The sequence below is a fragment of the Pasteurella atlantica genome (assembly GCF_963693435.1).
In the GTDB taxonomy this organism is placed as follows: Bacteria; Pseudomonadota; Gammaproteobacteria; order Enterobacterales; family Pasteurellaceae; genus Phocoenobacter; species Phocoenobacter atlanticus.
The window spans coordinates 2,096,855-2,111,714 of record NZ_OY856306.1; the positions used below are offsets into that span (position 1 = coordinate 2,096,855).

General features: G+C 34.1%; 13 protein-coding genes and 1 tRNA gene. 2 read left to right on the plus strand and 12 right to left on the minus strand.

What is annotated here, in order from left to right:
* Positions 1–2 precede the first annotated feature (2 nt).
* Positions 3–1,787: a ShlB/FhaC/HecB family hemolysin secretion/activation protein gene (locus U9966_RS09590; RefSeq protein ID WP_306353493.1), complete on the minus strand. Its 1,785-nt coding sequence runs from the start codon at positions 1,785–1,787 to the stop codon at positions 3–5.
* Positions 1,788–1,896: 109 nt separating this feature from the next.
* Entirely contained in the window at positions 1,897–3,000 is a 1,104-nt protein-coding gene (locus tag U9966_RS09595; protein ID WP_306347776.1) for an ISAs1 family transposase, read from the minus strand.
* 295 nt (positions 3,001–3,295) lie between these two features.
* Here U9966_RS09595 and U9966_RS09600 point away from each other — a divergent pair, with 295 nt between their 5' ends.
* On the plus strand, positions 3,296–3,658 hold the full coding sequence (locus U9966_RS09600) for an IS630 transposase-related protein (RefSeq protein WP_322631703.1): 363 nt from the start codon (positions 3,296–3,298) through the stop codon (positions 3,656–3,658).
* Positions 3,561–4,136: an IS630 family transposase gene (locus U9966_RS09605; RefSeq protein WP_322631704.1), complete on the plus strand. Its 576-nt coding sequence runs from the start codon at positions 3,561–3,563 to the stop codon at positions 4,134–4,136. The genes U9966_RS09600 and U9966_RS09605 overlap by 98 nt, the downstream gene beginning before the upstream one ends.
* A 146-nt stretch (positions 4,137–4,282) precedes the next feature.
* Here the strand turns inward: U9966_RS09605 and U9966_RS09610 are convergent.
* The 10 genes from U9966_RS09610 to U9966_RS09655 all read right to left on the minus strand — a co-directional run bounded on the left by U9966_RS09610 (position 4,283) and on the right by U9966_RS09655 (position 14,847).
* Positions 4,283–4,359 (minus strand) — tRNA-Asp (locus tag U9966_RS09610).
* Positions 4,360–4,471: 112 nt separating this feature from the next.
* Positions 4,472–5,239: a DNA polymerase III subunit epsilon gene (gene dnaQ, locus U9966_RS09615; RefSeq protein WP_407675211.1), complete on the minus strand. Its 768-nt coding sequence runs from the start codon at positions 5,237–5,239 to the stop codon at positions 4,472–4,474.
* 97 nt (positions 5,240–5,336) lie between these two features.
* Complete coding sequence (gene ettA, locus U9966_RS09620; RefSeq protein WP_306346357.1) at positions 5,337–7,007, minus strand: energy-dependent translational throttle protein EttA; 1,671 nt, start codon at positions 7,005–7,007, stop codon at positions 5,337–5,339.
* 78 nt (positions 7,008–7,085) lie between these two features.
* Complete coding sequence (gene rarD / locus U9966_RS09625) at positions 7,086–7,982, minus strand: EamA family transporter RarD (protein WP_306346358.1); 897 nt, start codon at positions 7,980–7,982, stop codon at positions 7,086–7,088.
* 62 nt (positions 7,983–8,044) lie between these two features.
* Positions 8,045–9,340, minus strand: coding sequence for an AmpG family muropeptide MFS transporter (locus U9966_RS09630; protein WP_306346359.1), 1,296 nt, complete (start codon positions 9,338–9,340; stop codon positions 8,045–8,047).
* A 156-nt stretch (positions 9,341–9,496) separates the two neighbouring features.
* Entirely contained in the window at positions 9,497–10,951 is a 1,455-nt protein-coding gene (locus tag U9966_RS09635; RefSeq protein ID WP_306346360.1) for an alanine/glycine:cation symporter family protein, read from the minus strand.
* Positions 10,952–11,185: 234 nt separating this feature from the next.
* Positions 11,186–12,097, minus strand: coding sequence for a permease-like cell division protein FtsX (ftsX, locus tag U9966_RS09640; RefSeq protein ID WP_306346361.1), 912 nt, complete (start codon positions 12,095–12,097; stop codon positions 11,186–11,188).
* Positions 12,098–12,107: 10 nt separating this feature from the next.
* On the minus strand, positions 12,108–12,770 hold the full coding sequence (gene ftsE / locus U9966_RS09645; protein ID WP_306346362.1) for a cell division ATP-binding protein FtsE: 663 nt from the start codon (positions 12,768–12,770) through the stop codon (positions 12,108–12,110).
* A gap of 163 nt (positions 12,771–12,933) precedes the next feature.
* Positions 12,934–13,827: an ABC transporter permease subunit gene (locus tag U9966_RS09650; protein ID WP_306346363.1), complete on the minus strand. Its 894-nt coding sequence runs from the start codon at positions 13,825–13,827 to the stop codon at positions 12,934–12,936.
* Positions 13,828–13,842: 15 nt separating this feature from the next.
* On the minus strand, positions 13,843–14,847 hold the full coding sequence (locus U9966_RS09655; RefSeq protein WP_306346364.1) for an ABC transporter permease subunit: 1,005 nt from the start codon (positions 14,845–14,847) through the stop codon (positions 13,843–13,845).
* Positions 14,848–14,860: the final 13 nt, after the last annotated feature.

The following is a 14,860-nucleotide window of genomic DNA, read 5'->3' on the forward strand; positions in this document are numbered from 1 at the left end:
CCCTAGTAAGAATAGTTAATATTAAAACCTGTCACTATTGAATCAGCTTTAAATCCCTTAGGTTGATAAATCGGTTTCCCAATAAAAACATCGTAATGCCATTTACCTAATTTGTTAAATTGACCTTTCAAACCGAATACTGCCCCACTTAACCTATTTCCTTGTAAATTCCTTGTAGATGGACCATATAATCGACCAATATCTGCCCCTAAGTACAGTTGATGACTCTCTTTATATTGCCACGCCACATCATTTCTAAAATACCACCCTCTCTCAGCTGATAATGTTTTTTCACCACTAAACCCTCTGATGTTATAACGCCCGCCGAGAGAAAACATATCTTGAGAAGTCAACTTTGTTTGATTTACTTGTCCATGTAACTGGCTATGCCACTCAAATTTCTCTTTCCCTAACTTAAAAGGCATCTCCCAATTAATATCTGCTATCCAGATTTTTACTTTAGCCGTTCCTTCATTAAATAATTCTTCAGGAGCGGCTATTGCTCCAAAAGCTCGTGTACCACGTTTATATGTTAATGAACTAGATAGTACGCCTTTTTTAAAATAACTACGCTGTGTAATATTCGCTTTCCAGCCACCTACTTTGCGGTGTTGAACATCTATCTCTGCATCATCAATATAACTTCTGCTTTCCTTAAACCACGCTCCAATACCAAAAGTGAGCTTATACTTATCATCTCGATACAACACTCTAGATAGATCAGCACTCATTTGGTCACTGTCACCTGTATAGTGATAATTACGATTTACTCCTGCTACTACTTGATCATAAAAATAGTGATTTGCATTTATATCAACCAACCAATAGCCAAAAGGAATACTATATCCCAGAGAATAACTGTATGTTTTACCCCTATCTACATTCCCTTTAGGATCTGTTGCTTTTTGACCTGCTAATAAATTATGTGTATAGCTAGCAGATAAAATATCATTCAAGTGTAAAGGATTATCCCAAGCTGCAGATATTGTACCTAAATATTTTCCTGTTGATTTGCCACCGCTATCATCAATAGAAATATTAAGACGAACAGGATTCTTTTTTTGTTGCCATTTAACTTCAACATCACTCGCATTCTTCTCTTTACTCGGAATAATATTTATCTCTGTTGAAACAGTAGGCAGACGACGCATATTATCCAATCCCTGCTCTAAATCACGTAAGTTAAGGATATCTCCCTTACCACTAGGAAATGCAGTAAAAGTATTAGCCTTATTATCTGAAACAATCACATCATTAAGATACCCTATTACCAAAGTAAATAATAAATCACCCTCTTTTAAGGATTGCTCTGGAACTAAAATACGACTGGTAATCCAACCACCTTTTATTAATTTATTCTGTAAGTTAATACTTATTTGATTTATCTGCCCCACATTTAAACAGGGTTTCTGTCCTTCCTTATCAGAAAGTTTAAAAACAAATTTATCTAACTTTTGAGAATTAAGATCTTCTAACTTTATTGCTTGAGTAATATATTTAGAAAGGGATGGAATGACTTTCTTTTCGTCCAGAATATTAATTCTTAATTTATCTATTGGAAAACAAATAGCGGAATGATGAGTATCACTACTTAATGTAATAACAGAAAGTGAACTTCCTTGTGTATCCATATTGGGCATTAATTGTTGATTAATACTTTGCTGTCTTTGTTCTGAACGTTTAAAAATCTCTTCAGGATTTGTACTTGGGATATTGCGTGCAATTATTTGACCACTATAAATAATACTTATTAGAGGAATTGCTAGTTTTAATATTAGTTTCATCATCTTACTTAATTTGGTTATTAATCAACATATCAAATTCTATCTTATTTAAAGTAATTATGATAACTCTATTTTAAAATAGCTCCAGGGCAAAATCATACTTGAACAATAATTAACCAAATATAAGTTGTTCTCTTATTTTATCTGACCATCCAGCTCGTTGTAGTTTACTCTTCATACTATCTTTGATTGGACTTAAACGAGCTAAATTCATCGCAAAACGCCTAAATATCGCCATATTTTCAGGGGCATTTTCTCGACGAATTCTTGATTCATCTTCTTTAAAAATTACATCAAGTACCCAGTGTGAACTGTTTTCAATACTCCAATGACTTCTTATTGCTTTTGCAACTATCTCAGGTGCAACAGGCAAAGAACTTATATAATAAGAGACTTCTTCACTCTTTTTTTCTTTGATTGTTCGTTTTCTAACAACTTCTATAATTGAATTTAAATTTGACCAACCATTTGTTTGTTCTAACCAGTCAGTTACAGCTAATTGTGTATAAGTTCTTTCTTCTAATCGCCCATGTTCACCATCAATCTGTTCAAATTTATTTTGTTCAATTAAAAAGGGTGTATCTCGACGAGTTTTATGATAAAAACTTTCTATTTCTTGCAGTAGTTTTTTTTGATTATCTTTTACTTGAAGGACATAATCACCGCCTTTTTTATCAATTGCTTTTGTCACTTTTTTTAAGCAATGCATAGCATCAGCAGTAACAATATTTCCTTTTATTTCTAGGATTTCAATCAACTCTAAAACCGTTTCAACTTCATTCTTTTTACCTTTAGATTTACTTTGACTCAGCACTAATTTCTGGTCTGTTGCATAGGCTGAAACACTATGTAATGCTGTCTTTCTATCACCATCAAAGGAATGACGAAGTGTTTTTCCATCAAATGCAATGACACTTTGTCCATTGGCTTCTCGTATTTCATTAACCCAACGCATAAAACAATGAGTTAACTCTTGTGGGTCTAGGGAACTTACAATCCTAGCAATCGTATCATCGACTGGAATACCATTTTCAAATGCTCTAAATTGACGTAACCATTGAAGTTTTTCATCACCAAATAATTTAATCCCTTTCCAGCCTTCAGCTCCAGATAAAATTGCAGTTACTGTTAAAAATATAATATCGAGTAAATCCTGTTTTTTGTTAATATGTGAACGACTATCTTCTAATTGATTAAAGTGCTCAATAAATGCCATTTTATGTCTCCTTTTATATAAAGGAGTATTTGATCATAAATTAAAGTTATATTCAATTAAAGGGGTATTTTAATATGGTGGTGTTGTTAAGTACCTAAATACATAACAATAGGGAATAAAAATCAAAATTATGTAGTAACTAATACATCACTACAATTTTAAAAATAATTTTTTTAGGTAAAACGCTCTTATTTATACCTTTGTAAAATTTACAATAGTTAAAGACTAAGATATTTATAGCAAAAGTAAAATTATATGGCATAATATAAACTACCAACTGTTTAAGGTATAAAATATGAGCTATTCATTAGATTTCCGCCGAAAAGTATTTGAAATAAAGGCGAAGAAAGGTTTAACCTTTGAAGAAACAAGTCAATATTTTAATATTGGTATCAGAACGTTGTTCCGTTGGAAAAAGAAAATTGAGCCTTGTACAACTCGTAATAAGCCTGCAACAAAGATTGATATGGACGCATTACTCAAAGATGTTGAGTTATATCCTGATGCTTATCAGTATGAAAGAGCGGAACGTTTTGGTGTAACTCAAAGGGCAATTGGTTTTGCCCTTAAACGATCGGGTATTAGCTATAAAAAAAACACTAAAACATCCCAAAGCAAACGAAGATGCTCGTATCAAATTTCAGGAAAAAATGAATGATTTTTCTAAGCAAGGAAAAACAATTATTTACTTAGATGAAAGTGGCTTTGCAAAAGATATGCCTAGAACACATGGCTATTGTAGGAAAGGACAGCGATGTTATGGACATCAAGATTGGCATGCAAAAGGGCGAATTAATGTGATTGGTGCAATTATAGGTTTTACTTTTCTAACGGTATCCTTATTTGAAGGCAATATTAATTCAGACACGTTTTATGCTTGGCTAAAACAGGATTTATTACCTAAGGTGAAGCCTGATTCTGTTTTAGTGATGGATAATGCGACGTTTCATAAACGTCAGGATATGATAACAGCTATCCAAGATAAAGGTGTCATTTTAGAATTTCTTCCACCTTATAGTCCTGACTTGAATCCCATTGAAAAAAAGTGGGCTCAAGCCAAGTCTATTAGGAAGAAGTTAAGATGTGATGATATTAACTTTTTATTTCAGGAATATTTTAACTATGTCAAATTATAATACTTTGGCTATATTTATCATAAATAATATCTTTCTAGCATTAAAAATAAGGATATCTAAAGGGGTACTTTGGTGGAAATAAATGCAAGTTATTGAAAAACAAAACCCACATAAAATAAATTTTATGTGGGTTTCATATAAATAATTGGCGGAATGGACGGGATTCGAACCCGCGACCCCCTGCGTGACAGGCAGGTATTCTAACCAGCTGAACTACCACTCCGCTGTGAACGAGGTGTATAATAATGATTTAATACTACGTCGTCAAATCTTTTTTTCAAAACTATATTTAAATGTTGTTAAAATAGTCAAAAAGGCTGTTTTTAACTCAGATTTTAATGTAACTCTGCTGTTTCATCTTTATTTTCTGCTAACCAAATACAATTTCCTTTCGATTTTTTATCAATTAAAGTTAAATATTCTAGGTGTGCATCTAATTCTTCTTTTGTTGGTTCAAGGGTGATTAGCCCACTGGTATCAAGTGGAGTATGTTCAAATAAATTTTTTTCTTCTGTTGTTTTTTTGGTTTCTTCATTTTCAGATAATAACGCTATTTGCCCCCCTGTCATCATCAGGTAAACATCAGCGAGAATCTCAGCATCCAGTAATGCGCCGTGAAGTACACGCTTAGTATTATCTATTCCTAGTCGTGAACATAAGGCATCTAAACTATTTCGTTTTCCTGGATACATTTTACGAGCCATTAATAACGTATCAGTAACCTTGCACATTTCAGCCGTTTTAGGTGGCGGATTTTTTAAAAATGAAAATTCGTGATCCATAAAGCCGACATCAAAGGGGGCATTATGAATAACAAGCTCTGCACCTTTAATAAAATCAACAAATTCATCCACAATTTCAGCAAAGCTTGGTTTATCTTTTAAAAAGTCATTGGTAATACCGTGAACTTTAATTGCTTCTTCTTCCACTTCACGTGGTGGTTTTATATAGACGTGATACGTTCGTCCTGTTAGGCGACGATTTATCACTTCTACAGCCCCAATTTCAATGATGTTATGCCCAATATATGGCTTTCCATTAAAGTTCATACCTGTTGTTTCGGTATCAAGTACAACTTGTCGTTGAATTTTTTTCATAATGATTTTTTAGTTAAATTAAGCGGTTAGATTTTTATGATTTTTTGCAAAAATATAATTACATCGAAAAAGACAGGGCATGCCCTGTCTCTACTTGATTTAATTATTTTGTGATACGTTTATATTTAATACGTGTTGGTTCAATCGCTGCTGCTCCAAAGGTTTTCTTCTTCCACTCTTCGTAGTCTGAGAAGTTTCCTTCGTAGAACGTTACTTTACCTTCATCGCCGTAATCCAAAATATGGGTTGCAATACGGTCTAAGAACCAACGGTCGTGTGAAATCACCATTGCACAACCAGGGAATTCTAAAATTGCATTTTCTAAGGCTCGTAAGGTTTCAATATCTAGATCATTCGTCGGCTCATCGAGTAATAATACGTTTCCACCCACTTGCAATAATTTTGCTAAATGTAAACGTCCACGTTCCCCCCCTGAAAGTTCACCGACACGTTTTTGTTGATCTACGCCTTTAAAATTAAAGCGTCCAACATAAGCACGGCTTGGAATTTCAAAGTTCCCGATCGTTAAAATATCCTGTCCGTTAGAAATTTCTTCCCATACGGTTTTGGTATCATTCATTTCATCACGGAACTGATCCACTGAGGCTAAAACAACGGTATCACCTAAAGTTACTGAGCCTTTATCTGCTTGCTCTTTACCTGAAAGCATACGGAATAATGTGGATTTACCTGCACCGTTCGCACCGATAATCCCAACGATTGCCCCTTTCGGAATGGAGAAAGATAAATCATCAATCAAGGTACGATCGCCATAAGATTTGGTTAAGTTTTGCACTTCAATCACTTTATCCCCTAAACGTGGACCAGGTGGAATAAAGAGTTCGTTGGTTTCATTACGTTTTTGGTATTCGCTTGATGTTAATTCATCAAAACGAGCCATACGTGCTTTTGATTTTGCTTGGCGACCTTTTGGATTTTGACGTACCCATTCAAGCTCTTTTTCAATGGATTTTTGACGAGCACTTTCTGTTGCTTGCTCTTGGGCTAAGCGTTTCTCTTTTTGCTCTAACCACGTTGAGTAATTGCCTTCCCAAGGAATACCTTCACCTCGGTCAAGCTCTAAAATCCAACCTGCAACATTATCTAAGAAATAACGGTCATGGGTAATTGCTACAACAGTACCTTCATAATCGTGTAAGAAACGCTCTAACCACGCCACAGACTCAGCATCTAAGTGGTTGGTTGGTTCGTCCAGCAATAACATATCAGGTTTTTCTAACAATAAGCGACAAAGTGCCACTCGGCGGCGTTCCCCACCTGATAAGTTAGCAATTTTTGCATTCCATTCAGGTAAACGTAACGCATCAGCTGCACGCTCTAATTGGTTTTGTAAATTGTGTCCGTCGTGAGCTTGAATAATCGCTTCTAATTTACCTTGCTCTGTGGCTAATTTATCAAAATCAGCATCAGGATCAGCGTAAAGTGCGTAAACTTCATCTAAACGAGTTAATGCATTTTTAACTTCTGCTACGGCTTCTTCAACCGCTTCTTGTACGGTTTGCTCAGGATCTAATCTAGGTTCTTGTGGTAGATAGCCGATTTTAATGCCAGGTTGTGCTCGCGCTTCCCCTTCAAATTCTTTATCAACGCCCGCCATAATACGAAGTAAGGTTGATTTACCCGCACCATTTAAACCTAATACCCCAATTTTTGCACCAGGGAAAAAGCTTAATGAAATATCTTTTAATATCTGACGCTTAGGTGGAACAATTTTGCCCACTCGATGCATCGTATAAACAAATTGTGATGACATTATTTATCCTTTCTTTGTATTTTGAAAATCTGAGGGATAGTTTACTCGAAAATCAATAAAAAATATATCAACAGTAAATTATTTATCCTTTATTCGCTGAGTAAAATTAGCTTTCTTCTGATAAAGCAACGCATCAAATGAATAAATCAGCATAGCAATCCAAATAAAAATAAATCCGATAAATTTATACATATCAAACGCTTCACCGAATACCACTAAACCGCAGAAGAATTGTAGTGTTGGACTAATGTATTGCAAAAATCCGATTGTTGATAATTGAAGTGTTTTTAAGCTATTGGTCATTAACATTAACGGCAATAAAGTGACAATACCACCACATATTAATAATAATTGCGTACTCAAAGAACCATTAAAAATTGCTTGGCTATGATTTCCAAATAATATATACAATGCTGCAGGTATCACAATTAACCCTGTTTCAATAAACATTGCAGTTTGGGTATCTAAACTTACCTTCTTACGTAATAAAGCATAAATTGCAACAGTACTTGCCAGACCGAGAGCAATAAAAGGAATTTGTCCATAAACAATAGTTAAAAAGATAACACTAAATAGTGCTAGAAAAACAGCGATAGTCTGTAAGGGGCGTAATCGTTCACCTAAAAATATGATACCTAATAATACGTTACATAAAGGGCTAATATAATAACCTAAACTTGATTCTAAAATATGTCCATTCGTCACAGCCCAAATATAAATCAACCAATTACCACTGATTAATAACGAGGTAATCAATAGAATTAATATATTTTTTTTAGTTTTAACGCTATGAAAAACTTGAATAAGTTTATTTCTAGCAATAATCACTATCAGCAATAAAACAAATGACCATAAAATGCGATGAGCAATGATCTCTGTCGCAGGAATAGACTTGAGCAAAGCCCAATATAGAGGAAAAAGCCCCCATATAGAATATGCTAAGATAGCTTGTATCAAGCCTACTGATAATTTCATATTACCTCAATAGTTAGACGCTATAAAATCAAGTTAATTTGAATAAAAATTGTAAATTAAAACTACTCAAAGCTTACTCTTTTATCATTCCAAGGAGCAACCCAGAATAAACAAATCATTCCTGGAATTGCAATAAAGAAACAGCAGATAAAGAAGTGATAATAACCAATTTGTTCAACCACCCATCCAGTACCTGCTCCAAGCAATTTACTTGGAAGAGCATATAAACTCGTAAAAATAGCCAACTGCATTGCGGTATACATAGGATTGGTTTCTCTTGCCATAAAAGCAACAAACGCAACGGTTCCTAATCCTACACCGAGATACTCTCCTGAAATCACAACACCTAATTTAATCAATTCGTTTGCACCTATTGTTTCCGTATCAAAATGACCAAAACTTGCGAGATAAACAAAACCAAGAATAGTAATAATTTGTACCGCACCAAATATCCATAATGCTCGGTTTACTCCTAGTTTAATCATCGCCACTCCACCAATGATACCTCCTGCAATACTGCACCAAAAAGAGGTTGTTTTAACCACTAGAGCAATATCAGATTTGGTAAACCCCATATCTAAAATAAATTTAGTTTGAAGAGTCGTTGCAAGAGAATCACCTAATTTATATAGGAAAATAAATAAAATTAAACCAATTGCTCCATATACGCCTTTACGGGTAAAAAACTCTTTAAAAGGGTCAACAAAGGCAGTGTAAAAAGGTTTGTTGTGTTCAGTTTTGGGAAAAATTTTCTCATCACTAAAAAATACCGTAATTAATAATCCAGGTATTAAAAATGCAGAGGTAATCATAAAAACACTTTCCCAAGGCATATGATCTGCTAGTGCTAATGATAGACCACCTGGGATTAAACCTGCAACACGATAAGCATTCACGTGTATAGAATTTCCTAATCCAAGTTGATTATCGGTTAAAATTTCACGGCGATAAGCATCAATTACAATATCTTGAGTAGCGGAGGCAAATGCAAAACATAGTGACAGAACTGAAATCAATGCAATATCTTTTTTAGGATCAAAAAAACCATAACTACCTAAAATCACAATAAGCACGATTTGAGAAATAAAGATCCAGCCTCGACGACGCCCTAAAAAAGGAAAAGGATAACGATCTAATAATGCTGCCCATAAAAATTTAAAAGTGTAAGGTAAAGAAATTAATGTAAAAGCTGCAATCGTTTTAATATTAAGATCTTCGGAAGTAAACCACGCAGGAATAAGTTGAATTAAGACAAATAATGGCAAACCAGAACAGAAACCAGTGTAAATACAAAGTAACATATTTTTAGTAAAAATTTGTTGCCAAATCGATTGTGGTGGCAGAGTTATCTCAGTCATTTCATTTCCTTAAGTAACAAATAAAGATATCCGTAGTCTACTCTTTTTATAAAAAAAAAGAAAAATAAATTTGGTAAATTTTGATCTTAAAGTGACCGCTTAATCTAAAAAAACCCAACTAAAATTAGCTGGGTTTTCTCTTAAATAAAATAATAATTATTTAATGACTATATTTTTATCACTATGACGTTCCCAAGCGTCTATATCAATATCTAAACGTTCATATTGCTGAGCATCAAAGATAGGTTCTTCAATACCTGCATCTAATTGATTTCTGTAATCCTTCAACAGTTTTACTGCTCGAGGGAAAAGCATTATTAATGCTAATAAATTAGTCAATGCTAATACTCCCATTAAAGGATCAGAGAAGAAGAATACATCTGTCGCACCAGGCGCTACTGCACCCAAGAATAAGATTCCAATTACCGCTAAACGTAAGATAAATACAGGTACTTTTGCTTTCTCAGCACTTCCAGCAAGGAAACTTACCCCATTTTCACCCATATAGTAGTTATAAATAATAGAACTAAATGAGAACAGTAAAATTGAGAATGTTAATAAGTAGCTTACCCAGTTACCAAAGTGACCAACCAATGACTGCTGTGTTAACACTACGCCATCAATTTCAACACCTGGTTGATATACATCTCCTAATAAAACAATAAACGCCGTTGCACTACAAATTAACATAGTATCAATAAAGACTGACAGAGCTTGTGAAATACCTTGGCTCACAGGATGATTTGCTTTCGCTGTTGCTGCTACATTTGGTGCTGAACCTAAACCTGCTTCATTTGAGAATAAACCTCGACGCATCCCTTGTGCAATCGCGACACCCATTCCACCACCAACAACAGAATCAATACCAAATGCATTTTTTACTACGCTAACAATCAATGCTGGTACTTCTGTGATATTCATTACAATCACAACAATAGCAAGTAGAAGATAAATTAATGACATTAATGGCACAATAACATCCGCAGCTTTCGCAATGCGTTTAATTCCACCAAAAATAACTAATCCACCAAATACAACTAAGAATATACCAGTATAAAGACGATCAATACCTAAACTATCTAATGCAGCACCTGCAACGGTATTACCTTGGAAAGCATTAAAACCAATAGAGAAAGAAAGTGTTAACGCAATAGCATAAATAACCGCTAACCAACGATAATCTTTACCTAAACCGTGTAAAATATAATGAGCAGGACCACCACGATATGTACCATCTGCTTCTTTACGTTTATAAAGCTGAGCTAAAGAACATTCAACAATACTGGTCATCATTCCAATAAGTGCCACAACCCACATCCAAAATACAGCACCTGGACCACCTAAACTGATAGCAACAGCAACACCTGCAATATTACCACCACCAACGCGACCACCGATAGAAACTAGCAATGCCTGACGTGAACTCACCGCATCAGGATCGTGGCTCTCTTTTTCAGATCTGAAAACATTAAACATACGCCCAAAATATCTAAATTGAGCAAAACCACCTACAGTAGTAAATAGTAAACCAAATACAATTAACATTGGAATTAATGCCCAACCCCAAGTTAGATCATTAATGGTATCGAAAAATTGATGAATATATTCCATAGTTAGAAATCTCCTAATTTTTTATTCTTGGGTCAGAACTCTAACAATAAATGGCAAAACGATCAAGCATTATTGATAACTTTTTCTTATCACTAATATTACTTTTTATACGTTAAAATAGGAATTCCATAAAATTATGTGCCCTATCTAACTCATCTTCGTGAGTAAAAGAGGGAATTTTTAACTTATGTAATCATTCAAAAAGAGGAATGAAGGATGCTCAGTACATTAAAATTAAATATTTTTTGTTGCAACCTTGGCGGATAACCAACCAATAAAGATACAAAAGACAATAACGAAAAAGATTTCACTAAAATTGAAATGATTTAATTCAAATTTCACCACGAAAAGATCAGCAACATATCTCACCACATTTGAAAAATAGCTAGCTACAACTAAAGCAAGTAATATTGCTAAAATACTACCAAGTAACCCATAAATCATTGCAGTATAAATAAAACGACGAGCAATAAAATACTTAGTTGCTCCCACTAACTGCATAACTTCAATCGTTGCTTTATTATTAGAAACCTCAGTACGAACACTATTAGCAATAACCAAAAAAACAGAAATTGACATCAATAATGCACAAATAACGCCCACTTTAGCAATTAACCAAGTAAGAGCCGTTAATTTTTCTAACCATTCATTATCAAGACGAACTTCTTGTATTCCTTTAATTTTTTGAAGTTCATTTCTAAATAACAACATATGTTCTATACCACTAAACACTTTTTTGGGTTTAAGGATAACAATGGCAGGTAATGGATTATCATCTAAAATATCTAACGCTTTACCAAAGCCTGACCATTTTCGAAAATCATCTAAACTTTGTTGACGAGAAATAAACTCTAAGCTATCCATTTTATCTGTTTCAAACTGACGGATTTTTTCCACAACCAAATTAACACTACTTTTAGATAAATTTTTATGCAAATAAATTGTTAATTCTTGTTCTGGATAAAATTGTGTTGCTGCATTATGCGTATTTTTCCACAATAAATATCCCACCATTGGAATAGTTAAAGAAACGGAAATAACTAAAACGGTTAATAATGTTCCAAGTTTACGCTGCAATAGATCCTGCCAAACAACTCGCCAAATATAGCGGGTTTGTACACTAAAAATATTAAATAACTGAAACATTATTATTTCCTTAACTTATTCTTTTTAAATGACCATTTTCAAGTCCTAAACAAACTTTAGAACTTTGATTTATTATATTGGTATCGTGGGTTGCAATCAAAACAGTTGTACCTGATTGATTAAATGCATCAAATAAACGAAGAATATCAAATGATAACTTTTCATCCAAATTCCCTGTCGGTTCATCAGCTAACAAAAGCTGAGGACGATGAATTATTGCTCTAGCAATATCGACTCTCTGTTGCTCTCCTCCAGATAATTGCATTGGGAAATAATGTGTTTTATTTTCCAATCCAACTCTTTCTAAAGCTATTCTTGCTTCTCTTTGCACAATAGATTGCTTAATGCCCATAATAATCAAAGGTAGGGCAACATTATCTAGTATAGTTCGATCTGTTAATAAGGCATAATTTTGATGAACCATTCCAATTTGTCGTCTTAAAAAAGGAAGCTCTCTTTTAGGTAAACGTGTTATATCGTGTCCGTTAAATAAGATTTTTCCGCCATTTACTCGCTCCATTCCCATTATTAATTTTAATAATGTACTTTTTCCAGCCCCAGAAACACCCGTTAAATATGCCATTTCTCCAGCGGGAAGATGAAAGCTAATATCTTGCAATACAGGTCTTCTTGCACCAATATATGCTTTATTCACATTAGTAAACTGTATCATTTTGCAAGAACCCTCTTTAAACAACTAAAATCGTTAGGCATTATATAGTAACACGAGATAAAACTTAAGCGTATTATTCATCTTTAATATTGTATATTAAAAAAATAAAATAGGTGAATGCTCAATTCACCTATTCTAATTTAGAAAAAATTATCTTTAATCATTATTTCAACCTTGGATCCAACGCATCACGTAAACCATCTCCCATAAGGTTGAAAGCTAATACGAGTAATAAAATTGCAATCCCTGGTATAGTAACCAACCAGTTAGCTGATTGCATAAAACCTCGAGACTCTGCCAACATTGTGCCTAATTCTGGTGTTGGAGGTTGAGCACCAATACCTAAAAATCCCAGTGCGGCAAGCTCCAAAATCGCATTAGAAATACCCATTGTCATTTGAACAATAAGTGGAGCAAGACAGTTTGGTAGAATAATAATAAACATTAAACGGAATATACTCACACCAGTTACTTGAGAAGCGGTTACATAATCTCGTGTTTTTTCACTCATTACAGATGCTCTGGCTAAGCGTACATAACTCGGTATTGAGACAATTGCAATGGCAATTGCGGCATTAAAGAGTGATGGTCCTAAAATTGTTACCACCCCAATGGTTAGCAATAAGCTAGGAATTGCCAGCATTATATCCACAAATCGCATAATTACTGCATCAAGCAAACCACCATAAAACCCTGCCAATAATCCAAAAAGCACGCCTAATAAACAGGATAAAACGACAATAAATAAACCAATAAATACGGACAATCTCGCACCATAAATGATACGAGATAACATATCTCGCCCAATATCATCAGTACCTAAGATATAAGTCCAATCTCCTCCTTCAAAAAAGGCGGGCGGTAACAATAATGCACTGCGATTTTGCTCAATAGGATCAAAAGGAGCAACAAAATGAGCAAATACACAAATAAGAAAAACGAAAGCAATAAAGTAAAATCCTATTACTGCTCCTCTATTTTTTCGAAAATTAATCCAAAACTCACTTAAGAGGGATTTTGCTGGAGGAAGCGTGTTATCAATAACTGTACTAGACATTTTTTCTCCCTAAAATTAACTATGACGGATACGAGGATTAACCACGCCATATAATAAATCAACCATCAAATTCACAAAAACAATTACCATTGCAATAATTAATACTGAACCTTGTAACACAGGGTAATCGCGAGAGTTAATGGCATCAATTACCCATTTTCCAATACCTGGCCACGAAAAAATATTTTCAGTTAAAACGGCTCCAGATAATAGCTGCCCAACAATTAATCCAACTACTGTAATAATAGGAATTAACGCATTACGCAATGCGTGGTTAATGATAATGCGAGATTGCGTCAGCCCTTTCGCTTTTGCAGTACGAATATAATCTTGACTTAACACTTCCAACATTGATGAGCGAGTCATCCGAGTAACTACCGCTAGTGGAATAGTTCCAAGTACAATTGAAGGTAAAATCAAAGATTTAATCGCAGCAAAAAATGCCCCTTCTTCATCAGAATTCCACGTGTCAATTAACATAAATCCTGTATCTGTATCAATCCAATACTCTGCAGGTAATCGCCCTGATGCTGGTAAATCAAGAGGAATAGAAACATATAAAATTAAAATCAATCCCCACCAAAAAATTGGCATCGAATAACCTGTCAATGAAAGTGAACTAATTAAATGAGACCACCACGAATCTTTTTTAACCGCAGCAATAACACCTAAAACAATTCCACCAATTAATGACCACAATAACGCAAAAAATGCTAATTCAACAGTTGCAGGAAAGAGTGTAAAAAATTCTTTTAAAACAGGTTCATTATTTCTAAATGAATTACCTAAGTCTCCCTGAAAAATACCTTTTAAATAATTAAAATATTGTTGAGGTAATGAAAGGTCTAACCCAAGTTGATGCATCATTTGAGCATGAACTTCAGGACTCAGCCCTCGCTCTCCCATTCTAATTTCAATCGGGTCACCTGGAATTAAATGCACTAAAGCAAAAGTAATCAATGTTATTGCAAAAAAAGTAGGAATAACAGAAAGTAAGCGTTTTAAAATAAACTTTAACATTTATATTTTCTCA